Here is a 19,872-nt window from a genome sequence, read left to right as displayed (position 1 = left end):
CGGCGCCGGATAATCAAGATTGAGCAAGATTTCGGAGGAACGTTCATGTCGGCTCTGCCACTTTCGGGCATCAAGATTCTCGACCTGACGCGGGTGCTCGCGGGCCCGCTGTCGGCCCAGATGCTGGCGGATCTCGGCGCCGAGGTGATCAAGATCGAGCGGCCCGGCGGCGGCGACGACGCCCGCGCCTTCGGCCCGCCCTACCTCCCCGATCCCGAAGGCAAGGCGAACAACAACAATTCGTTCTACCTCTGCGCCAACCGCAACAAGAAGTCGGTCACGGTCAACATCGCCAAGCCCGAAGGGCAGGCGATCATCCGCGAACTCGCCAAGTCGGTCGACGTGATGATGGAGAACTACAAGGTCGGCGACCTCAAGCGCTACGGCCTCGACTACGACACCATCAAGCAGCTCAACCCCGGCATCATCTATTGCTCGGTCACCGGCTTCGGCCAGACCGGCCCGTATGCGACGCGCGCCGGCTATGATGCGATCCTGCAGGCGATGGGTGGCCTGATGAGCGTCACCGGCCATATCGACGGCGAGCCCGGCGCCGGCCCGATGAAGGTCGGCCCCTCGATCGTCGACTACATGACCGGCATGAACACCTCGATCGGAATTCTGTCGGCGCTCTATCATCGCGACGCCAACAATGGCGAAGGGCAGCATGTCGACGTCTGCCTGTTCGACACCGTGATCGCCTCACTGTCGCACTGGCTGCAGATCTATCTCGTCAACGGCAACATGCCGCCGCGCCGCGGCACCTGGGGCAATGGCGGCATGCCGGCCGGCGTGTTCCGCTGCACCGACGGAGAATTGATGCTGGTGGTCGGCAATGACGGCCAGTTCCAGCGCACCTGCGCGGTGCTCGGCGAACCCGAGCTCGCCAACGACAAGCGCTTCGTCAGGAACAACGACCGCGTCGTGCACGGCAAGGAGATTATGGCGATCTTCGCCGGCCTGTTCCTGAAGCATCCGGTCGCCTACTGGCTGGACAAGCTCGAGGAGGCGGGCGTGCCGTCGGGCCCGATCAACAATTTCGAGCAGGTGTTCAGCGATCCGCATGTGCAGTCGCGCGGCATGCGGGTGAAGGTCGATCATCCCTTCGAGCCCAACCTGTCGCTGATCCGCAATGCGCTAACCTTCTCGGGGACGCCGATCACCGACTACCGCGCCCCGCCGCTGCTCGGAGCCGACACCAAGGACGTGCTGGCGACCATCGGCTATGATGACGCCAAGGTCGAAGGGCTGAAGGCGCAGGGGATTCTGTAGGCCGGGATTGGAGCAACGCGCAGTCTGCCCCTCCCGTCATCCTGAGGTGCGAGCGGAGCGAGCCTCGAAGGATGAATCGGCCACCAGCCGGGCCGTTCATCCTTCGAGGCTCGCAAGAGCTCGCACCTCAGGATGACGGAGCGAGAGGGGGGGGGCTCGCGATGACACTTCGACCGGTATCGAAGCATCCTTGACACGAGCCTGCTAAATTGGCGCCATCGATCCCTTATCGAAGGTGCCAATCATGAAACGGGAAGTGGTCCGCGTCGAACCGATCTCGAGCTGGCTGGAGCGCTGGAAGGCGCCGGCGTCGGCGGTCACCCGCGCCGGCAACATGATCTTTGTCTCCGGCCTGCCGCCGTTCGATCCGGCAACCGGCGAGATCGCCACTGGGGCCTCGATCGAGCGGCAGAGCGAGCTGGTGATGGAGCAGCTCAGGCAATGCCTCGAGGCCGCCGGCGCGTCGTTCGACAATGTGATGAAGTGCAATATCTTCTGCACCTCGGCAAAGCACTTCGCGACCTTCAACGCGATCTACCGGAGATACTTCGCGGATGATCTGCCGGCGCGGATCTTCGTCTGCATCCCGGAATGGACCGGGCCGTTCGACATCGAGATCGATTGCATCGCGATGGTGTAGGGCAGGGCCCCTTACAGATCCTGGCGCGTCAGCCGGCCGTGCACCACGACCGGCCGCAGCGCCGGCTTGCTCGGCACGTCGCCCATCGTCAGCGCCATCACCGAGACCGTGACCACGCGATCGATGATGGCGCGGACGTCGTCGAGATCGCATTTGCCTTCCGACAGCCGCAGCAGGCGTTCCTTCTCGCGGATGGTGTGATGCGCCATCGCGAGCGCGAAGTGCAGGCCCCAATACAGCTCGGTGTCGTCGCGGCCCGGCATCGCGCGGCGCATCGCGGCGGCGAATTTGCGCAAGTGATCGACCTCGCGATTCTTGATGCGACGGATCGGCGGCACGGATTCGATCGAGGCCCGGATCATGAAACGCGCCGCGGTCGAACCCTCGCGATCGGGTCCGAGGCAGCCGCGCAAAGTGGGCCCGACGAGGGCGCGCATGATGTCCTCGATCGAGGCGCGGCCGCCGCCACTTTCCTCGGCCGCCTTCAATTCATTGAGACGTTCGCGGTTGGTCTGGATGCTGCGGGTGACGAACAGCTCCGCGATCAATTCGTCCTTGGAGCCGAAATGATAATTCACCGCAGCGAGGTTGACGTTCGCCTCCGCGACGATGTCGCGCAGCGTGACGTCGCCGAAGCCGCGGTCGGCATAGAGCCGCTCGGCGGCGGCGAGAATGGCGGATCTGGTTTGGTCGCTGGCCATGGCTGAGAGCCTTTCCGTTATTCCGCGGTATGCCGGGGAATGACGAAGACGACAGGGAGTTGCATTTCAAACATTTGTATGAAACTATCGTTTGAAGAGCCGGAAATGTCAATCCGCTGATCGCGGGGCGGCGTTCTGGCACACCACCGCCGCCGTTTTCGCGAACGCCCTTGCGGGCCGCGGAGGCGGGGTCAACAATGTTGCCCAAAAGGCCAAGGCCGAAGTTCGAGACCCAATCAGGGCCCGAGTTCATGGCCAGGTCAGCGGCCCAAGTCTAGGAAACGAGGAGCGTCCCATGGATTTCACGATGTCGGCCAGGCAGAAGGAATGGCTTGAGCGCGTTCAGGCTTTCATGAAAACGCATGTCCGCCCCGCCGTGCCGATCTACGACAAGCAGGATGCCGAAGGCCCGCGCTGGAAGGTGATCCCGATCCTCGAGGATCTGAAGAAGAAGGCAAAGGCCGAAGGCCTCTGGAACATGTTCATGCCGCCGTCCTCGCATGAGGACGACGAATTCCACGGCGCGGGATTGAGCAACCTCGAATACGCGCTGCTGTCGGAAGAGATGGGCCACATCTCCTGGGCGTCCGAGGTCTTCAACTGCTCCGCCCCCGATACCGGCAACATGGAAGTGTTCATCCGCTACGGCACCAAGGAGCAGAAGCGCAAATGGCTGCGCCCGCTGATGGACGGCGAGATCCGCTCCGCCTTCCTGATGACCGAGCCCGCGGTTGCCTCCTCTGACGCCACCAACATTGAGACCCGCATCGAGAAGGACGGCGATCACTACGTCATCAACGGCCGCAAATGGTGGTCGTCGGGCGTCGGCGATCCGCGCTGCAAAGTCGCGATCCTGATGGGCAAGACCGACTTCAACGCTGCCAAGCATCAGCAGCAGTCGCAGATCCTGGTGCCGCTCGACACCCCCGGCATCAAGGTCGAGAAGATGCTGCCGGTGTTCGGCTTCGACGATGCGCCGCACGGCCATGCCCAGGTGCTGCTCGAAAACGTCCGTGTGCCGAAGGAGAACATCCTGCTCGGCGAAGGCCGCGGCTTCGAGATCGCGCAGGGCCGTCTCGGTCCGGGCCGCATCCATCACTGCATGCGCACCATCGGCAAGGCCGAGGAGGCGCTGGAGAAGATGGTGAAGCGGCTCGCCTCGCGCACCGCGTTCGGCAAGAAGATCATCGAGCATTCGGTTTGGGAGCAGCGCATCGGCGAGGCCCGCACCGATATCGAGATGAACCGCCTGCTGTGCCTCAAGGCCGCCGACATGATGGACAAGGTCGGCAACAAGACCGCGCAGGCCGAGATCGCGATGATCAAGGTCGCAGCTCCGAACATGGCGCTGAAGATCATCGACCAGGCGATCCAGGCCTATGGCGGCGGCGGCGTCTCCGACGAGGCCGGGCTCGCCAAGGACTATGCCCACATCCGCACGCTGCGGCTGGCGGACGGTCCGGACGAGGTGCACAATCGCGCCATTGCCAGACTTGAACTTCGGAAGTATGCAAACACGTCGCACTGAGCATGACGCGGAACGCATGGCGTTCGCGCTGACATCGTGCTCAGAATGAAAAAGAGAAATCAGGCTGGCGTGCCAGCCTGATTGAAGGAGCGTCCGACGGCGCTCCCCAAAAACTGAATTGAGGGAGCGTCATCGTGGCGGACGGCGTCAGGAAAGACGAAGAATTTTCCGGCACAAGGGAAGTCGAGGAGCGCCATCGTATCAACGAGGCGAACCTCGCGGCCTGGATGCAGGAACACGTCGAGGGCTATCAGGGCCCGCTCAAGGTCCTGCAGTTCAAGGGTGGTCAGTCCAACCCGACCTACAAGCTCGAGACCCCCGGCCGCAATTACGTGATGCGCCGCCGTCCGTTCGGTAAATTGTTGCCGTCGGCCCATGCGGTGGATCGCGAGTTCCGCGTCATCGCGGCGCTCGGCAAGCAGAATTTCCCGGTCGCGAAAGCCTACGCGCTGTGCACCGACGATGCGGTGATCGGCTCGGCCTTCTACATCATGTCGATGGAGGAGGGGCGGGTGTTCTGGGATCCGACGCTGCCGAGCCAGGAGCCCGCCGCACGCCACAAGATCTTCACCAGCAAGATCGAGACCCTGGCGAAGCTGCACATGCTCGATCCCGAGAAGATCGGCCTCGGCGATTTCGGCAAGCCCGGCAATTATTTTGCGCGCCAGGTCGACCGCTGGACGAAGCAGTATCGTGCGTCCGAGACGCAGCACATTCCCGAATTCGAGAAGCTCGCGGAGTGGCTGCCCAAGACGGTGCCGGAGCAGAAGCGTGTCTCGGTTGTGCACGGCGACTATCGCCTCGACAACATGATCTTCCACGCCACCGAGCCGCGGGTGCAGGCGGTGCTCGATTGGGAATTGTCGACGCTCGGCGATCCCATGGCCGACTTCACCTATCTGTTGATGCAGTGGACCATGCCGGGCCTCGCCAATGCCGACCTCAAGGCGTTGAACATTCCGAGCCAGGACGAGGCCGCGCGGATCTACTGCGACGTTACCGGCATGGCTGTGCCGGATCTGAACTGGTACTTCTCCTACAACCTGTTCCGCCTCGCGGGCATCACGCAGGGCATTGCGGGCCGGGTCCGCGACGGCACCGCCGCGAATGCCAAGGCCCTCGAGTCGGCCAAGCGCACCGTGCCGCTGTCGCAGGCGTCGTGGGAATACGCGCAGAAGGCCGGCGCAATCTGATCCGAAAACGCGGCGCGATCCCCCAGGGTTCGCGCCGCTTCTGCGTGGTGCGGCATGTTTCCGCATTGTAGCCATCTGTGACTTGAGTTCGTGGCGCCGCTTTGGCAAGTCAGTCCGGTCAACGCCCGCCCTGGTCCTGATCGGACATTTTCACTTTGGCCCTTTCCTCGAATCTTCGTGGCAGCCTGTTCATGGCTGCGGCCATGGCCAGCTTCACGGCCAACGACACCATCACCAAGGCGGTGGCGGCCGAGCTCAACATCGGCGAGATCCTGCTGGTCCGCGGCCTGGTCGCGATGGTGCTGGTCGCGGCACTCGCCTGGTACCGCGACGCGCTGCGCAGTTTTGGCGCACTGCTGATCTGGCCGGTCGGATTGCGCGTCATGGGTGAGATCGGCGGCACGCTGACCTATCTGTCGGCGATCGCGCAGATCCCGCTCGCCAATGCGTCGGCGATCTTCCAGGCGCTGCCGCTCGTCATCACGCTCGGTGCGGCGCTGGTGTTCGGCGAACCGGTCGGCTGGCGGCGCTGGCTTGCGATATCAGCCGGCTTCATCGGCGTGCTGGTCATCGTCCGGCCGGGGGCGGAGGGCTTTATCCAGGCGTCGCTGCTGGCGCTGGCGTCGGTCGGCTTTTGCGCGGTGCGCGATCTCGCCACGCGACGTATCCCGAAACAGCTGCCGACCGTGTTCATCACGCTGCTCACCACGGTGACGGTGACGACGGCAGGCGCTGCCGTGCTTGTCCCGCTTGGCGGCTGGCGGCCGCCGTCGGGCCACGCGCTGGGCCTGCTGGTGCTGGCCGCGGTGCTGATCCTGATCGGCTACCAATGCATCATCGTGTCGCTGCGCACGGGCGACATCTCGGCGGTGGCGCCGTTCCGCTACTCGGCGCTGCTGTGGGCGATGCTGCTCGGCTATCTCACCTTCGGCCACCAGCCCGACATTCAGATGGTCGCGGGCGCCGCGATCATCGTCGCCTCCGGCCTCTATGCCTTTTATCGCGAGCGCAAGCGCGACAAGCTCCGCCCAGCGGCGACAGGGCCGGGCCTGCCGCCGGATGGGTTGTGATGCTGTGTAGGGCGGATTAGCCGAAGGCGTAATCCGCCGACGGTGCCGCGACGCAGGAGCGGCGGGTTACGCCTTCGGCTAACCCGCCCTACGCACCGAACATCAGTGAATGCCGGTGAACAGCCGGTTCCAGCGCACCGAAGCCGGCCAACGCCACACTTGCCACGCCGGCGCGTCATTGCCGATCGAGAAGAAGATCACCTTGGCTTGTCCGATCAGGTTCTCGAACGGCACGTAGCCGACCCCGCCGCGCGCCGGCGGCACGCGGCTGTCGGCCGAGTTGTCGCGGTTGTCGCCCATCGCGAAGAAATGTCCCGGCGGCACGACATAGACCTGTGTGTTGTCGTATTCGGAACGCTCGATGCGATCGAGCGTGTCGTAGCTGACCCCGTTCGGCAAGGTTTCGCGCCAGCGCTTGACGCGGACCGGGCGCGGCCCCTCGTCGCGATCGACATAATCATCGACCCGCTCGCGCTTGACCGCGGTGCCGTTGATGTACAGCTGCCCGTCGATCATTTGAATGCGATCGCCCGGCAGGCCGATCACCCGCTTGATGAAATCAATCGAGTCGTCGCTCGGCAGCCGGAACACCACGACGTCGCCCGGCTTGGGCTCGGAGCCGAAGATGCGGCCCGAGAACAGCGGTGGCGAGAACGGCAGCGAGTAATGCGTGTATCCGTAGCTGTACTTCGAGAGAAACAGGTAGTCGCCGACCCGCAACGTCGATTCCATCGATTCCGACGGAATGTTGAAGGACTGGAACAGGAAGGTGCGGATCACCAGCGCGATGATCAGCGCCTGCACGGCCACGCGGAGGGTATCCGCCACTCCGCCTTGCTGGCGTTCTTTCTCGGTCGACATCGGCCCGGGCTCCCGTTTCACGCCCTACGCAGCAGAATATCACTTCGCGCAATGCGCGATCAGCCGCGCGACGAATTCGCTGCAGGCCTCGAGCTGCGACATCTCGACGAATTCATCCGGCGTGTGCGCCTGCGCGATTCCGCCGGGACCGACCACCACGGACGGCACATCCGCCATGCTGACGAACAGGCTGGCCTCGGTGCCGAACGCGACCTTGGCGTGGTCGTTGCGGCCGGCGAGCTGCTTGGCGAGGGTGACGATGGCAGCGTCAGCTGCGGTGTCGAGCGCGGGGTAGTCGAGGATTTCTTCGAAATCGATGCCGCACTCCGGATGGCGCTTGCGCATGGCAGGCTCGATCACGGCCTTCGCCCAGGCGACGATCGCGTCCGTCACCTGCCGGGACTCGGTGATGCCGATGCCGCGGCATTCGAATTCCACCACGCAACTGTCGGGCACGATGTTCAGCGCGGCGCCGCCATGCACGATGCTGGTGAGCAGGGTCGAATGCGCGACGTCATAGAGACTGTCGCGCTCGGCATCCGCGGCCAGCAACGTGGCACGGCGGCGGATCTCGGTGATCAGGTCGGCCGCATATTCGATGGCGTTGACGCCGTCAGGCGCGATCGAGGAGTGGCGGGCGAGCCCGCGGAACGTGGCGCGTACGCCGTGCTTGCCCTTGTGGCCGATGATCACCTGCATTTGGGTCGGCTCGCCGACGAAGCAGCCGAGCGGCTTGATCGGCTTGCGTGCGACCTCACGCAGCATCGGGCGCACGCCGACGCAGCCGATCTCCTCGTCATAGGAGATCGCAAGATTGATCGGCGTCTTCAGATCGGCCGCGAGCATTTCCGGAACCATCGCGAGACAGACCGCGACAAAGCCCTTCATGTCGGTGGTGCCGCGGCCGTACAGTCGCCCGTCCCGCTCGACGAGCTCGAACGGGTTGTGGCTCCAGTCCTGTCCCGCGACCGGCACGACATCGGTATGCCCGGACAGCACCAGGCCGGGTTTGTCTTCGGGGCCGACCGTGACCCACAGCGAGGACTTCTGTCCGGTGTCATCGACGATGCGCTGTCCGCTGACGCCGAGCGAGCCGAGGTAGCGCTCGATGTAGTCGATCAGGGGCAGGTTGCTGCGGTCGCTGATCGTGTCGAACGCGACGAGGTCGGCCAGTAGCTTGCGGATACGGTCGGGGCGTTGATTTTGCATTGCCTGTTCGGGTACGAGGGAGTGTGCAGGGAATTGCTGATGTGCCGGCGATCCTGCCAGCAAAGTATAACAGCTGGTTTGCCTGCCGCCGCCAAGCAATATTCGGACCGTTGCCTGCCGATCAAAATGCATCCGCGCCGTGAGATGATGGGTTTAGCTTCGCTCTACCCGTCCTACGGCTCTCGATGCGCAGCACATTCGATGTCGTCCTGGCGAAAGCCAGGACCCATTACCCCAAATGAGAATTGTTGCGTGATGCTGGGGCCGCGTTCCCGTTCACAATCGAGTTGGTGGTTATGGGTCCTGGCTTTCGCCAGGACGACGGTGGTGGATGTGACGCCGTCATCGCGCCATTCGCGGGCTTGCGCCGCGAACAGCGAATGCCGTCGTTAAATCGGCTTGCCGGTATACGGCATCGACGCGGTGAGGCCGCCGTCGACCGGGATGGCCTGGCCGTTGACGTAGGACGCCTCGTCGCTCGCCAGGAACAATCCCATCGCGGCGAGCTCGTGCGGCTGGCCGGGGCGCTTCAGCGGATTGAGCTGGCCGATCTTGTCCTGGGTGCCGCGCTCCTTGGCGCGATCGAACACCGGCTTGGTCATCCCGGTCTCGATCAGGCCCGGGCAGACCGCATTGATGCGCACGCCGGTGCCGGAGAGCGAGTAGGCCGTGGTCTGCACCAGGCTGATGACGCCGGCCTTGCTCGCGCCGTAGGGATGTCCGCTGGCGCCGGACTTCAGGCCCGCGACGGAGGCGGTGCAGACGATCGAGCCGGAGCCCTGCTTGGTCATGTGCGGGATCGAATGCTTGATCGCGAGGAACGGCCCGATCAGGTTGACGCGCAGCACCTCATGCCAATGTTCCGGGGTCTGGTCGGCGAGTGGAACGAGGCCGCCGCTGACGCCGGCATTGGCCCAGATCGCATCGAGCTTGCCATACTTCGACAGCGCCTTCTCGATGAAGGCCTTCACGTCGCTCTCCGAGCCGGCGTCCGCAGTGACGGCTTCGACCGTGCCGCCGGCATCGCGCACCAGCTTGGCGGTCTCGTTGACACCATCGGTGCGATCGACCGCGATCAGCTTGGCGCCTTCCCTGGTGAACAGCAGCGAGGCGGCGCGGCCGATGCCGCTTCCAGCGCCGGTGATGATGACGGATTTGCCTTCGAGGCGGCCCATGGTTTTTCTCCCTGCTCACATGGTTAGTTCGAGTGATCCTTGGCGCGTCTGCCGCGCGACGGAATTCAAACAAAATTTCAAACGTCCGAAGCACTTGAGACGATGTGCGGCGTGACGTACAGCGACGGGGGACAGTATTGAAGGGCTCATCCGATGTCCAATCCAGACAAGCCTAACGTGACGGTGACGCGGTGGTGGTGGGTTCGCCACGCACCGGTGCGCAGCGATGGCGGCAACATCTACGGACAAGAGGATATCGACTGCGACACCGGCGATGTCGAAGTGTTCGAGGCGGTCGCCAAGATGCTGCCGCGCGATGCGGTGTGGTATTCGAGCAATTTGAAGCGCACGCACAAGACCGCGGAAGCGATCTGGGCCGCCGGCTTTCCGAAGCCGGCCAACATGACGCAGGAACGCGACTTCGCCGAGCAGCATCTCGGCCAGTGGCAGGGTATGAACCGCGCCGCGCTGCTCGCGAGCCAGCCTCCCGGCAGAAGCTGGTTTGCCGATGTCAACGAGCCCGCGCCCGACGGCGAGAGTTTCATGGATCTCTACACGCGGGTTTGCCGCACGATCGTGCGGATCACGGCGGCAGAGCCGGGCAAGAACATCATCGCGGTCGGCCATGGCGGCGTGATCCGCGCTGCGGTCGGTCTCGCGCTGGGCGGCCAGCCCGACCGAGGCTTGTCGTTCGACATCGACAATGTCTCGGTGACGCGGCTCGATCACATCGCAGGCATCGGCCTGTCGACCTGGCGGCTGCCGATGGTGAATCAGCAGCCCTGGATCGCCGATCCGCGCCACGCCGCGATGCATCAACCGTCCGGACCTGAAGTCCGGCCGGCGAGCAAGCTTGCGTGATTGCCGCTATCGCAACACCGGAACGCTGCCTAAGCTCAACCGCAGAATTCGAACACTTCACACCTGGGAGAGAAACATGACCTTGTTCGACATGAAGGGAAAAGTCGCCGTCATCACCGGTTCGACGCGCGGCATCGGGCTCGCCATTGCCGAGCGCATGGCCGAGCACGGCGCCAAGGTCGTGATCTCCTCGCGCAAGGCCGACGTCTGCGAGCAGGTCGCGGGCGACATCAACGGCAAGTTCGGCAAGGGCACCGCGGTTGCGATCGCCGCCAACATCTCGTCGAAGGAAAACCTGCAGAACCTGGTCGACGAGAGCAATCGCGCCTTCGGCAAGATCGACGTGCTGGTCTGCAACGCGGCGTCGAACCCGTATTACGGTCCGCTTGCCGGCATCTCAGACGATCAGTTCCGCAAGATCCTCGACAACAACATCGTCGCCAACAACTGGCTGATCTCGATGGTGGTGCCGCAGATGATCGAGCGCAAGGACGGCTCGATCATCATCGTGTCCTCGATCGGCGGCCTGAAAGGCTCGACCGTGCTCGGCGCCTACGCGATCTCGAAGGCCGCCGACATGCAGCTCGCGCGCAACCTCGCCTGCGAATATGGCAAGCACAATATCCGCGTGAACTGCATCGCGCCGGGCCTGATCAAGACTGATTTCGCCAAGGCGCTGTGGGACAATCCGGACACGCTGAAGGCCTCGACCGCGCGGTCGCCGCTGCTGCGCATCGGCGTGCCCGACGAGATCGCGGGCGCCGCAGTGTTGATGGGCTCGCGCGCCGGCGACTTCCTCACCGGCCAGACCATCGTGATCGACGGCGGTGCGACGATCAGCTGACCATTATTCGTCATCCCGGGGCAGCCCGCAGGGCTGAACCCGGAATCTCGCGCGACAACTTCTGGATTCCGGGTTCGCGCTTGCGCGCGCCCCGGAATGACGGATCACTCCACCGCCGCATACACGCCGTTGCGCACCAGCGAGCGGGTATATTCGCGCTGGCCCGGACCCTGCATCATGAAGACCGCGATCAGGTCTTCGCGCGGATCGATCCAGAAGAACGTGCCGGCCATGCCGCTCCAGAAGTATTGGCCGACCGAGCCGGAGAACGGCGCGATGCCCTGCTGCATGCGCACCGCGAAGCCGAGGCCGAAGCTGTGGCCGGGCGACACCAGCGTGCCCTGGACCTTGACGCCGGCGCCGAGGTGATCTGAGGCCATGAATTCGAGCGTCTTGCGGCCGATGATCCTGGTGCCGTCGAGCGCGCCGCCGCCCAGCAGCATCTGCGCGAAGCGGGCATAGTCCATCGTGGTCGACACCAGTCCGCCGCCGCCGGATTCCATCGCCGGCTTCTCCAGCATGTTGAACAGCTGCACCTTCTCGTTGGTCCAGGGATCGTTCGCAAACGCCTCGGCGAGACGGCCGGCATTGGCCTCCGGCGTGTGGAAGGCGGTCTCGTTCATCTGCAGCGGGGCGAGGATGCGCTCAGTGAGGAATTCGCCGAGCGTCTTGCCGCTGACGACTTCGATGATGCGGCCGAGGATGTCGGTGGAGCGGCTGTAGTTCCACTCGGCGCCGGGCTGGCAGATCAGCGGCATGCCGGCGAGCATGGTGGCGTGCTCGGCATTGGTGATCTTGCGGCTGCGCAGCCGCGACTGCTGGTAGAACTGCTGCACCGGCCCGTTGCCGGTGTGATCGTAGGTTAGGCCCGAGGTGTGGCGCAGCAGGTCCTGAATCGTCATCTGCCGCTGCACGGGGACCAGCTCGAGCTTGCCGTTGTGCTCGACGCCGACCTTGGTCTCGGCGAATTCCGGGATGAACTTCGCGACGGGATCGCTGAGCAGGAAGTGGCCGTCCTCCAGCAACATCATGATGCCGATCGAAACGATCGGCTTGGTCATCGAGAAGATGCGGAAGATCGTGTCGTGCGTCATCGGCGCGGCGGCCGCCGGGCTTTGCCGGCCGATCGCGTCGAACCAGCCGATCTGGCCGCGCCGCGCCACCAGCACCGTGAAGCCGGGCGCGGTTCCCTTGTCGACCTCGCGCTTGAAGGTGTCGGACAGGGCCTGCAGCCGCGTGCTCGACAGCCCGATCGATTCGGGTTTGGCGAGGGGGAGGGACGGGGTGATCTGACCGGAGGCGTGCTTGGTGGCGGTCTGGGCGTTCATGGTCTCTCCCGGGTTCTTGATTCTTGCGGCGGAGCGCCGACGTGGAGTGATGGCCGAAGTCTGGCGCAGAAGTTTTGCAATGAACAGAAGCTTCACCGCTTCGCCCTTGCAAACCGGCCATGCCCTGTGCTTGAAACGGCGCGAACCGGCGGCGACGCTGGTTCCCTGCAGGAGTGTAGCTCAATTGGTAGAGCACCGGTCTCCAAAACCGGGGGTCGCAGGTTCGAGCCCTGCCACTCCTGCCATCAAATCAAGCGTTTAGCGCCAGTTGCCTAAACCGCCGATCTTCCAATTTTGCGTTAGGCGCACAACAAGGCGCACAGATTGGCGCCCTGCCCGGGGGACTTGGTTCCGCAACCCGGTGTGTTGTGCCCCCCGGCCAATTCATCGCATGGGCGGGGCGGGCTGGCCCGCGGGTGGGGCCTTGGGCGGCAGGCAAACGGATTGGCGTTGGCAGGGTAATGGCTGGCCGTTCCGCGCCCGGGGCCATTAATACATCTGCGGTTGCATCTATGATAGCGTAACCCGTATTGCGGGGGTGCTTTTTGGCCAAACCTATCGTTGATCCAATTGACGGCTGATCGTCGATGTCGTCGGCCAATGGGCGTCCGAGGAGCACGAACGACTGCGCAAGTACATCAACGCCGCCGCTCCGTGCGCGCAAAGTATTTGCCGCCGCGCGCGACCGGGGGAGCCGCGTTCATCGAATTGTTTTCCGGCCCCGGTCGATGGAAGTCCGCTCGTTGGCCTACAAGTCAGCACGGCAGAGCGGAACGAATTTTTCCGGATTGCATTTTAACGATCTCGACCCCGCTAACGTCGCCGCACTCCGCCAGAGGATCGCGAACCTTGGTGGTACTGCCAACTTCTACAACGAGCAAGCAGAGACAGCCGTCGATAAAAAGCGTCCCGCGAGACGCCGGACGTGGGCCTATTGGCTTGGGACCGGCCAAGGGCGCGGGGCTTATGGATGGAAAAGGGATCTGATCTGCGTCGTTGATTGATTTGTGCGGTCGTTTTTGGAGCGACTCTCATTATCCAACGGTGGCAGATCTTCTCCCAGCCTGGATCGTAGACCGTGTAAAAAAATCGATCTGATCAGTCTCGAAGGCTTAAATAATTCGCTGCCTACTGCAGGCTGGGACGACCGCGACTCTCGCAACGCTGTCGGGGGAGCCTTTCACCAAATAGCGCATCGTTACCGGTGCGGCGCAACGATTATCGACAGTCCACGTTTGCAACGAGCCCTCCTTCGTTTTGATGGGCCCGTGAGGCAGCTTTGTGCATTCGATCGCATCAGCTCGAAAAGCTTGAGTATATCAGCAAGCCGCAGCGGCTGCGGTTTTCGGGTGATGAGCATTCGCGGAAGGTAAGTATCGGCGGCCCGTTTGGCGAACCCAACGAAAGCGGCCCCAACCGGGGGCCGCTCCGGTTCGCTTCTGGCACTCTCAACCCCTTATTAGGGCGAGACGCACAGAGCAGCGGCCTTCAGCGAAAACTGAAGGGGACGCTTGCCTGGGCGATCTTCGAGCTAGCCCTTCGTTACGATCGGAGCAGGAGCTTTTCCAACCGGGTATTTTCCGACTGGGTACTTGCCAACCGGATATTTGCCAATTGGCATCTTGCCAATCGGAGCCTGTTCGGTGACCGGCTGCGGACGAGGGAGGTCGGCCGCACTGGCAGCAGCCACGAAACCGAAAGTAGCAACTCCAACAACCAGAAACTTCAACATCGTGATCTCCGAGATGGGTAGCTGAGCACGAACACCCTTTACCCTCTAACGGCTACACGGCAATTATCGCTGGTGCTCGTGCGGTCGTTTCTTTGCCGAATGTGACAAAAACGACACGGGCGTTACTTTGCGTGGTGCTGGGTATGGACGGGCGAGACCGACCGCGTACTGTCGGCTCAGAAGTTGGCACTTTTTGCGCCGGTGACGCCCCAACGGAGAAGGACGCTCAGCCCGAGACGCCCTTGGCGAAATTGATGACCGGTGATCCTCTTCTGAGATTCTGTATCAACCGATGTCGACCGCAAGGGGTAATTTCATCTAGGGCTCCACTATGATGCGGAAGGCCTTCCTCTGTTCGGCCGTAGCCCGAGCGCGATCCAGAGCCGCTGGGTAGAGTTATTGATCTTGATCAACTTGGCCGAGCGGTTGAAGCCACGCTGGAATTTCCACCGATGGGATTGATACTCTCGGCAGGTGCGGGTTGATGGTTCCGGCAGTGACGATCAAACCGTCGTTGAATTTGGTTCGCGCAAAATCCTTAGCTTCTGCCTCTGTTGCGAACGTCTTAGTTAAGCGCGGATGTCGCCTTCTTGACAGCGTGCCATCTGTCGGCACTTCAAAAGTGACATACCATGTGTGGTTCATGCCGCGATGTCGCCACCCAGTGTCGGTCGCCTGTCCTCCGCACCGGGACCATAAAAAGCCTCTGCTGGGAAACGGTGACGATCGTGTCTCCGGGACTTGCAAACGAGTGCTTTACCGCCGCGCCCCAACGCGATTGACGCCACCATTTGCATTGCCACCGGCGTTATGGCGGACCGCAGCGCGCGCCACCGGACGAGGCCGCAGGACGACGCCAGCCCTTGCGACGCAATGGGCGGGATAACCGACGTATTCGCAGTACACGACCGCATTGGCTGGGACTGGATTGAGAGTGAGACCTGCAAGCCCCAACAGGGCGCTAGCGGCAATCCCGGCAACAGTCGCTGACTTGATCGAAAGACGCTTCCTCGAATGCATCGCGGACCTCCCTTTTTCGTGCCTGCGGAACAGATGCACGGGAGCCGCCTCAGGTGCGGCTGAACATAGCGTGGGCGCCAAAGGATCGCTGACGTTGACCTGGATCAAGGGAGCGACCCACCCAAGTCCATGCCGTGCTACGAGAAACGGATTACCGCCCTGCGGACCCTATTCCGTCTGTCCGGCAGCCGACCCAAGGCCGATCCGTTCGGCAAGCGAGACAAGTTCCGCGACGGTCTGGACCTGCATTTTGACCATCACCTTCTGCCGGTGAGCCTTGATGGTGCGCTCAGTCGTTCCCAACAGGATGCTGATCTGCTTGTTGGTCTTGCCGCCAATGATGGGTTCAAAAACCTGCCGCTCGCGCGGCGTCAGTTTGCCAACGCGGGCGTTAACGACATCTAGTTTGCTTCGTTGCTCGCGGGATGTTTGGTGATGGGCAAGCGCCCGTTCGATAACCGGAAGAAGGTCGTCGGATGCTACCGGCTTGGTCAGAAAGTTATACGCCCCCGCCTTTAATGCGCGCACTGTGGCCGGGATGTCGTTCTATCCGCTGATAAATATGATCGGCAGCGTCGAACTGAGTTCGATGAGCCGTTCTTGCAACTCGGGGCCGCTCAGTCCCTGCATCCGGACGAAGGCTGCAACTCGCAATGCTGTCGCTCGGCAAGCGATCTAGCAACCCCTGCGCTGACGCATAGACGGCGACCTCGTAACCGGCGTGCTTCAAGCGACGTTTTCATCGCAGTCGCGAAGGACGGATCGTCGTCAACAATATGCACGCGCCCCGGCACCGAACGTCCCCAAACCAAAGAGCACTGCCGATTTTCTCAGGCGCGGCGCTGATCTGTCCAATCACGCGCGGGTCAAAAACGAGCAAGAAACATGCTACCAAAGTATCTACGCACTTTGTGCCACGCTGCCGCGTCGTTGCTGTGCTTTGTCGATGCGCCCGAGCGCTGGCGGGTGACCGTCTGACGATGGTGGCCTCCGACGATGGCGTCTCTCCGCAATTGGTCGCAGGGGTCCTTTGCAGGGCGTGCCAAGGTGCCGAGACCGCGCGACCGCATCCATCGAAGAAATTTGGCGCGAGAAAATCCGTGGTTGCAGCTTCAGGCGAGGCAACACGTCTGCCTAGGACGCGCCCAGCTCGACGAAGGTCTCGCTGCATTTGCGGGCACGATCAATCCGTTCTCACCCAAGCCGCTTGTCCAGATCTACGCCTGGCTCGCCGATGAAGACGCGAGTGGCGAGAGTCCTCACGGCAACGACCGAGAATAGTGCAGGGTGTCGTGCATAAACGTTTATACTTGAGTGTTGCCATTTTGTTACGGAGGTCTTGCCCGACGCACACTACGCTCTGCGCTGGTAGTGCAAGTGGTTTGCACGCGAGCGTGCAGTTGAGAGAGGGGACACTGGGATGAGAAAGTTCTTAGCCGCCGCTGTCAGTTTCGCGGCAATTGCAATGGCCGCCGCACCTGCATCGGCCGCTGACATGGCCGTCAAGGCTCCGCCTCCGGCTCCGCTGCCGGTGATCTACAACTGGAGCGGCTTCTACATAGGCGCCAACGGCGGCTGGGGACAGAGCCGCAACTGCTGGGATTTCGTTGGGGTGGCCGGTACGGTCATCGGTGACGGCTGCCGCGAGCGGTCAGGCGGCCTTGTCGGCGGGCAGATCGGCTACCGTTGGCAGGCCAATCAGTGGGTGTTCGGCCTGGAAGCCCAGGGGGATTGGGCTGATCTCAGCAGCCAGCGTGTCAGTATTATCGCTCCGGCGTTCTCGACCCGCGCGAAAACGGATGGCATCGGGCTTTTCACCGCCCAGATCGGCTACGCCTGGAACGCCTCACTGTTGTACGTGAAGGGCGGCGCGGCGGTCACGAGCAATCGTTTCAGCATCCTTAGCACGCTTACCGGCGCCGAACTGGCCTCCGCAAGCGCGACCCGCTGGGGCGGGACCGTGGGTGTGGGCTGGGAGTACGGCTTTGCACCCAATTGGTCTGCCGGTATTGAGTACGACCACCTGTTCATGGGGGACGCGAACAATTCGTTCTCTGTCGCCAACCCGATTGTTGCCGGTGCGCTCAATCGGATCAGCCAAGACGTCGATATGGTCACTTTGCGCATCAACTACCGCTTCGGCGGCTATTCGACGCCGGTGGCGGCGCGCTACTGACAACCAAGCTATCTCCAGCTGACCTAAAGCCCCGGCCTCGGCCGGGGCTGTTTTATCGAGCCTGTCGGGCAGTCGTTGTTGCCAGTGATGATCTCGCACACGCGGCGGTTTCGCGTAGTCCGTAAGGGTCCGCACATGGGGCGAATTTTGCGGTACGACGCGCGCGCGACCCTGAGCGCTCCATCGCCGATCCAAACCTATCAGCCCCGCCGCCAGCGTGGCAGCCGAGCCGGTCGAGCGTTCCTTTGATGAACAATAAAACGCTGAGCGAGATACAGGTCCCGACCGGACGCCGATCACCAGGTTCCGAAGCCGAACCAGCCGAACTGACCCCGTCGTGCCGCCAGAAGCATCTGCGGCTGGACGTTTCGCCTCGGCCGAGCCGCAACATGCAACTTCTTGCGTTGTCGCTTGCGATCGACGGTTTCAGGCGGGTGTTTATCCGGCAGCATCGCGAAAGAATTCGCCCCCGCGGGGCTCTGTGCGACGCTAATTGGCGGTTCGGCCACATCCGACAAAGTTGCGACCTCGGTCGCCTCGGCCACGGGCGCGGCGGCGACGACCACCGGCGATCGGGTATCGAAGACAATACGCTCGGGCCATTTGCGATCTGAGTGGATACGTATGGCCGGCCGGTCCGCAGCCGCCTGATCGACGGTCGGGGCCCTCGGCAGCCAATAATCTGCAACAAAGAGCAGTGCGAGCAACACTGCTCCGACCTTCCAGAAATATTCCGCCAGTGGCATGCCGGTCGCTCCGGTGCGCCCCCGAAACATTGACCTGGGCTCGTCCTGCTAAGTCGTCTATCGAGCCGCACGGCCGCGACTGAAACCGGTTCTGGCTCACTTTGCCCGCGCCATCATCCTTGCCCATCGAGCACCGTTAATAGACACCACGCCGCACGGCGCGCCGTGTTTGGCGGAAATCGCGGCGGTCGACGCGACGCGCAGTCACGCGGGCGCGCCGGTAAGTGATGGCCTGCGCTTGATCAACGCTTAACTCCACGCCGCGCGGTGTCACCTGCGGCGAGACCGGAACGGTTGCCAACACCACCGCTGCAAACAGCAGTCCGATAAGTGAGAAAGCTCTCATTGCACCTACTCCCTGTTGTCACATTGGGTAGACGGCAAAGGCTGTCTGGTCTGTGTGCCTATTGTCGACAACTGTTATAGGCAATCTGATAGATCGGCGGAGTGTTGATCTAGGTCAATCAATTAATACTTCGTCCGAGCAGCCGCAAAAAAGGCGGCCGAGAAAGCCGCCTCTTTTGCGATGCGTAGATGGAGCCCCTACTGACAGAAATACATCTGACCGTCGTCAAGTTTAATTGCGCCACCCGGTGTGCATTTAATGCCGTTACGTGCCGAGTAATCATCCCATCCGGAATAACTATAGTAGGGGCTATGTCCGTGGTAAGCCCTGTGGACGTAGTGAGCTTGCCCAAAGTAAGGATCAGTTTGGGCCGCGTAAGCGCCGCGCCAATTGTTGTTTCCCCAATTGTTGTTTCCCCAAGCGTTAGGCGCAGCCGTGGCGGCGATAGCGACACCCGTGCCGACCGCTGCGACGCCTGCGCCGACAACACCCGCCCCGTAGTAGGCCGCCCGTCGGTTCTGACGACGCGCAACGCCCGCAACGCTCACGGGGGTTAGCGGGCGACCAACCCGCGCCTGGGCGCTCTCGACTGACAGCGAGATGCCGCCTTGCTCAGCCCAACCAAAGGAGAACAGTGCTGCACAACCGAAGGCAGAAGCTGCAAGCGCTGCCTTTCTTACATACTTCATGAGCTCTTCTCCGTTTTGAGGAATACCCACCCCATCTTTCACCAATGAATGTATGCTTCCACGCGTATTGACGCAGATCAACGCGGCTAGACGTTCAGCCGGGGCATCGGTCACGTTCCCGTTATCGCTATAGCGGACCCAGTACTGACCGACCGCAAGACGCCCGAGCGGCTGATGTCTCTGATGGGGTCAAACGCAGAAGTCGGAACACGCAACAGTAACGTCCGCTTCACCCCGACACCGGACTTTCGATAGCCCGCGCGGCACTCGCGAAAAGGGCCAAGAGGCGACACGGGATCGCGTCTTTAAATGAAGGAGGCCGCCAACTGAGGCGGCCTCTGGTCGAGCGCTCCGGCAACACCTTTTTGGGGCCACGGGGGCTGGTACTGGGGCCATCTACCGGCCGGCGGTGGGTCGGGCCAGGTTGCGGGGAATTACCCTGAAATAAACATAACGGCGGCTGTCAGTGCGACAGGGCAAA

Annotated in this window: 20 protein-coding genes and 1 tRNA gene; 9 read left to right on the top strand and 12 right to left on the bottom strand. The window is 62.7% G+C overall.

Features of this window, described 5'->3' with window-relative positions; genetic code table 11:
- The first annotated feature begins 45 nt into the window (after window positions 1-45).
- On the top strand, window positions 46-1,272 hold the full coding sequence (locus ACVIGA_RS03990) for a CaiB/BaiF CoA transferase family protein (RefSeq protein ID WP_456665362.1): 1,227 nt from the start codon (window positions 46-48) through the stop codon (window positions 1,270-1,272).
- 244 nt (window positions 1,273-1,516) lie between these two features.
- Complete coding sequence (locus ACVIGA_RS03985; RefSeq protein ID WP_375775264.1) at window positions 1,517-1,912, top strand: Rid family hydrolase; 396 nt, start codon at window positions 1,517-1,519, stop codon at window positions 1,910-1,912.
- Window positions 1,913-1,923: 11 nt separating this feature from the next.
- Here ACVIGA_RS03985 and ACVIGA_RS03980 read toward each other — a convergent pair whose 3' ends face one another.
- Window positions 1,924-2,613, bottom strand: a complete 690-nt coding sequence (locus tag ACVIGA_RS03980; RefSeq protein ID WP_176530624.1) for a TetR/AcrR family transcriptional regulator — start codon at window positions 2,611-2,613, stop codon at window positions 1,924-1,926.
- Between the two features lie 295 nt (window positions 2,614-2,908).
- Between ACVIGA_RS03980 and ACVIGA_RS03975 the strand changes: the two genes are divergently transcribed.
- The 3 genes from ACVIGA_RS03975 (at window position 2,909) to ACVIGA_RS03965 (ending at window position 6,404) form a co-directional block, all read left to right on the top strand.
- Window positions 2,909-4,141: an acyl-CoA dehydrogenase family protein gene (locus ACVIGA_RS03975; protein WP_212309687.1), complete on the top strand. Its 1,233-nt coding sequence runs from the start codon at window positions 2,909-2,911 to the stop codon at window positions 4,139-4,141.
- Window positions 4,142-4,275: 134 nt separating this feature from the next.
- Window positions 4,276-5,334 (top strand): phosphotransferase family protein, encoded by a 1,059-nt coding sequence (locus ACVIGA_RS03970; protein ID WP_456665361.1) that lies wholly within the window; start codon window positions 4,276-4,278, stop codon window positions 5,332-5,334.
- 155 nt (window positions 5,335-5,489) lie between these two features.
- Window positions 5,490-6,404: a DMT family transporter gene (locus tag ACVIGA_RS03965; protein WP_456665360.1), complete on the top strand. Its 915-nt coding sequence runs from the start codon at window positions 5,490-5,492 to the stop codon at window positions 6,402-6,404.
- Window positions 6,405-6,506: 102 nt separating this feature from the next.
- On the opposite strand, the gene lepB is transcribed toward ACVIGA_RS03965, so the two are convergent.
- From lepB to ACVIGA_RS03950, 3 genes are all read right to left on the bottom strand, one after another.
- A complete protein-coding gene (gene lepB, locus ACVIGA_RS03960) occupies window positions 6,507-7,265 on the bottom strand; it encodes a signal peptidase I (RefSeq protein WP_456665359.1) in 759 nt (252 codons plus the stop codon).
- A gap of 39 nt (window positions 7,266-7,304) precedes the next feature.
- Window positions 7,305-8,474 (bottom strand): acetylornithine deacetylase, encoded by a 1,170-nt coding sequence (gene argE, locus ACVIGA_RS03955; RefSeq protein WP_456665358.1) that lies wholly within the window; start codon window positions 8,472-8,474, stop codon window positions 7,305-7,307.
- Window positions 8,475-8,863: 389 nt separating this feature from the next.
- Window positions 8,864-9,649, bottom strand: coding sequence for an SDR family NAD(P)-dependent oxidoreductase (locus ACVIGA_RS03950; protein WP_456665357.1), 786 nt, complete (start codon window positions 9,647-9,649; stop codon window positions 8,864-8,866).
- 153 nt (window positions 9,650-9,802) lie between these two features.
- On the opposite strand from ACVIGA_RS03950, the gene ACVIGA_RS03945 reads away from it, so the two are divergent.
- The gene (locus ACVIGA_RS03945) at window positions 9,803-10,510 is read left to right on the top strand and encodes a histidine phosphatase family protein (protein WP_456665356.1); all 708 of its coding nucleotides are present in this window, start codon (window positions 9,803-9,805) and stop codon (window positions 10,508-10,510) included.
- Window positions 10,511-10,586: 76 nt separating this feature from the next.
- Complete coding sequence (locus ACVIGA_RS03940; protein WP_092115009.1) at window positions 10,587-11,354, top strand: SDR family NAD(P)-dependent oxidoreductase; 768 nt, start codon at window positions 10,587-10,589, stop codon at window positions 11,352-11,354.
- A 104-nt stretch (window positions 11,355-11,458) separates the two neighbouring features.
- On the opposite strand, the gene ACVIGA_RS03935 is transcribed toward ACVIGA_RS03940, so the two are convergent.
- Window positions 11,459-12,682 carry a serine hydrolase domain-containing protein gene (locus ACVIGA_RS03935; RefSeq protein ID WP_456665355.1) on the bottom strand — a complete coding sequence of 408 codons (1,224 nt, stop codon included), beginning with the start codon at window positions 12,680-12,682 and terminating at the stop codon, window positions 11,459-11,461.
- Between the two features lie 169 nt (window positions 12,683-12,851).
- On the opposite strand from ACVIGA_RS03935, the gene ACVIGA_RS03930 reads away from it, so the two are divergent.
- Window positions 12,852-12,927 (top strand) — tRNA-Trp (locus ACVIGA_RS03930).
- Between the two features lie 1,286 nt (window positions 12,928-14,213).
- On the opposite strand, the gene ACVIGA_RS03925 is transcribed toward ACVIGA_RS03930, so the two are convergent.
- The 4 genes from ACVIGA_RS03925 to ACVIGA_RS03910 form a co-directional block, all read right to left on the bottom strand.
- Complete coding sequence (locus ACVIGA_RS03925; protein ID WP_229165582.1) at window positions 14,214-14,414, bottom strand: hypothetical protein; 201 nt, start codon at window positions 14,412-14,414, stop codon at window positions 14,214-14,216.
- A 396-nt stretch (window positions 14,415-14,810) separates the two neighbouring features.
- Complete coding sequence (locus tag ACVIGA_RS03920) at window positions 14,811-15,059, bottom strand: hypothetical protein (RefSeq protein ID WP_456665354.1); 249 nt, start codon at window positions 15,057-15,059, stop codon at window positions 14,811-14,813.
- Window positions 15,060-15,170: 111 nt separating this feature from the next.
- Complete coding sequence (locus ACVIGA_RS03915) at window positions 15,171-15,434, bottom strand: hypothetical protein (protein ID WP_456665353.1); 264 nt, start codon at window positions 15,432-15,434, stop codon at window positions 15,171-15,173.
- Between the two features lie 168 nt (window positions 15,435-15,602).
- The gene (locus ACVIGA_RS03910; protein WP_456665352.1) at window positions 15,603-15,962 is read right to left on the bottom strand and encodes a response regulator transcription factor; all 360 of its coding nucleotides are present in this window, start codon (window positions 15,960-15,962) and stop codon (window positions 15,603-15,605) included.
- An 892-nt stretch (window positions 15,963-16,854) separates the two neighbouring features.
- Between ACVIGA_RS03910 and ACVIGA_RS03905 the strand changes: the two genes are divergently transcribed.
- On the top strand, window positions 16,855-17,610 hold the full coding sequence (locus tag ACVIGA_RS03905; RefSeq protein ID WP_456665351.1) for an outer membrane protein: 756 nt from the start codon (window positions 16,855-16,857) through the stop codon (window positions 17,608-17,610).
- A gap of 296 nt (window positions 17,611-17,906) precedes the next feature.
- Here ACVIGA_RS03905 and ACVIGA_RS03900 read toward each other — a convergent pair whose 3' ends face one another.
- The 3 genes from ACVIGA_RS03900 to ACVIGA_RS03890 form a co-directional block, all read right to left on the bottom strand.
- Window positions 17,907-18,356 (bottom strand): hypothetical protein, encoded by a 450-nt coding sequence (locus ACVIGA_RS03900; protein WP_456665350.1) that lies wholly within the window; start codon window positions 18,354-18,356, stop codon window positions 17,907-17,909.
- 136 nt (window positions 18,357-18,492) lie between these two features.
- Window positions 18,493-18,702 carry a hypothetical protein gene (locus tag ACVIGA_RS03895; RefSeq protein WP_165123342.1) on the bottom strand — a complete coding sequence of 70 codons (210 nt, stop codon included), beginning with the start codon at window positions 18,700-18,702 and terminating at the stop codon, window positions 18,493-18,495.
- Window positions 18,703-18,899: 197 nt separating this feature from the next.
- Complete coding sequence (locus ACVIGA_RS03890; protein ID WP_456665349.1) at window positions 18,900-19,505, bottom strand: hypothetical protein; 606 nt, start codon at window positions 19,503-19,505, stop codon at window positions 18,900-18,902.
- Window positions 19,506-19,872 lie beyond the last annotated feature (367 nt).

It is taken from the genome of Bradyrhizobium sp. USDA 3240 (genome assembly GCF_054063295.1).
The sequence above is the reverse complement of the archived record's forward strand: the minus strand, read 5'-3'. Positions and strand labels throughout refer to the sequence as shown.

Excerpts from the sequence above, each read along its gene's own strand:
- ACVIGA_RS03990 (WP_456665362.1), top strand. The coding sequence starts at position 46 with ATGTCGGCTCTGCCACTTTCGGGCATCAAGATTCTCGACCTGACGCGG.
- ACVIGA_RS03985 (WP_375775264.1), top strand. The coding sequence starts at position 1,517 with ATGAAACGGGAAGTGGTCCGCGTCGAACCGATCTCGAGCTGGCTGGAG.
- ACVIGA_RS03980 (WP_176530624.1), bottom strand. The coding sequence starts at position 2,613 with ATGGCCAGCGACCAAACCAGATCCGCCATTCTCGCCGCCGCCGAGCGG.
- ACVIGA_RS03975 (WP_212309687.1), top strand. The coding sequence starts at position 2,909 with ATGGATTTCACGATGTCGGCCAGGCAGAAGGAATGGCTTGAGCGCGTT.
- lepB (WP_456665359.1), bottom strand. The coding sequence starts at position 7,265 with ATGTCGACCGAGAAAGAACGCCAGCAAGGCGGAGTGGCGGATACCCTC.
- argE (WP_456665358.1), bottom strand. The coding sequence starts at position 8,474 with ATGCAAAATCAACGCCCCGACCGTATCCGCAAGCTACTGGCCGACCTC.
- ACVIGA_RS03950 (WP_456665357.1), bottom strand. The coding sequence starts at position 9,649 with ATGGGCCGCCTCGAAGGCAAATCCGTCATCATCACCGGCGCTGGAAGC.
- ACVIGA_RS03945 (WP_456665356.1), top strand. The coding sequence starts at position 9,803 with ATGTCCAATCCAGACAAGCCTAACGTGACGGTGACGCGGTGGTGGTGG.
- ACVIGA_RS03940 (WP_092115009.1), top strand. The coding sequence starts at position 10,587 with ATGACCTTGTTCGACATGAAGGGAAAAGTCGCCGTCATCACCGGTTCG.
- ACVIGA_RS03935 (WP_456665355.1), bottom strand. The coding sequence starts at position 12,682 with ATGAACGCCCAGACCGCCACCAAGCACGCCTCCGGTCAGATCACCCCG.
- ACVIGA_RS03925 (WP_229165582.1), bottom strand. The coding sequence starts at position 14,414 with ATGTTGAAGTTTCTGGTTGTTGGAGTTGCTACTTTCGGTTTCGTGGCT.
- ACVIGA_RS03920 (WP_456665354.1), bottom strand. The coding sequence starts at position 15,059 with ATGAACCACACATGGTATGTCACTTTTGAAGTGCCGACAGATGGCACG.
- ACVIGA_RS03915 (WP_456665353.1), bottom strand. The coding sequence starts at position 15,434 with ATGCATTCGAGGAAGCGTCTTTCGATCAAGTCAGCGACTGTTGCCGGG.
- ACVIGA_RS03905 (WP_456665351.1), top strand. The coding sequence starts at position 16,855 with ATGAGAAAGTTCTTAGCCGCCGCTGTCAGTTTCGCGGCAATTGCAATG.
- ACVIGA_RS03900 (WP_456665350.1), bottom strand. The coding sequence starts at position 18,356 with ATGCCACTGGCGGAATATTTCTGGAAGGTCGGAGCAGTGTTGCTCGCA.
- ACVIGA_RS03895 (WP_165123342.1), bottom strand. The coding sequence starts at position 18,702 with ATGAGAGCTTTCTCACTTATCGGACTGCTGTTTGCAGCGGTGGTGTTG.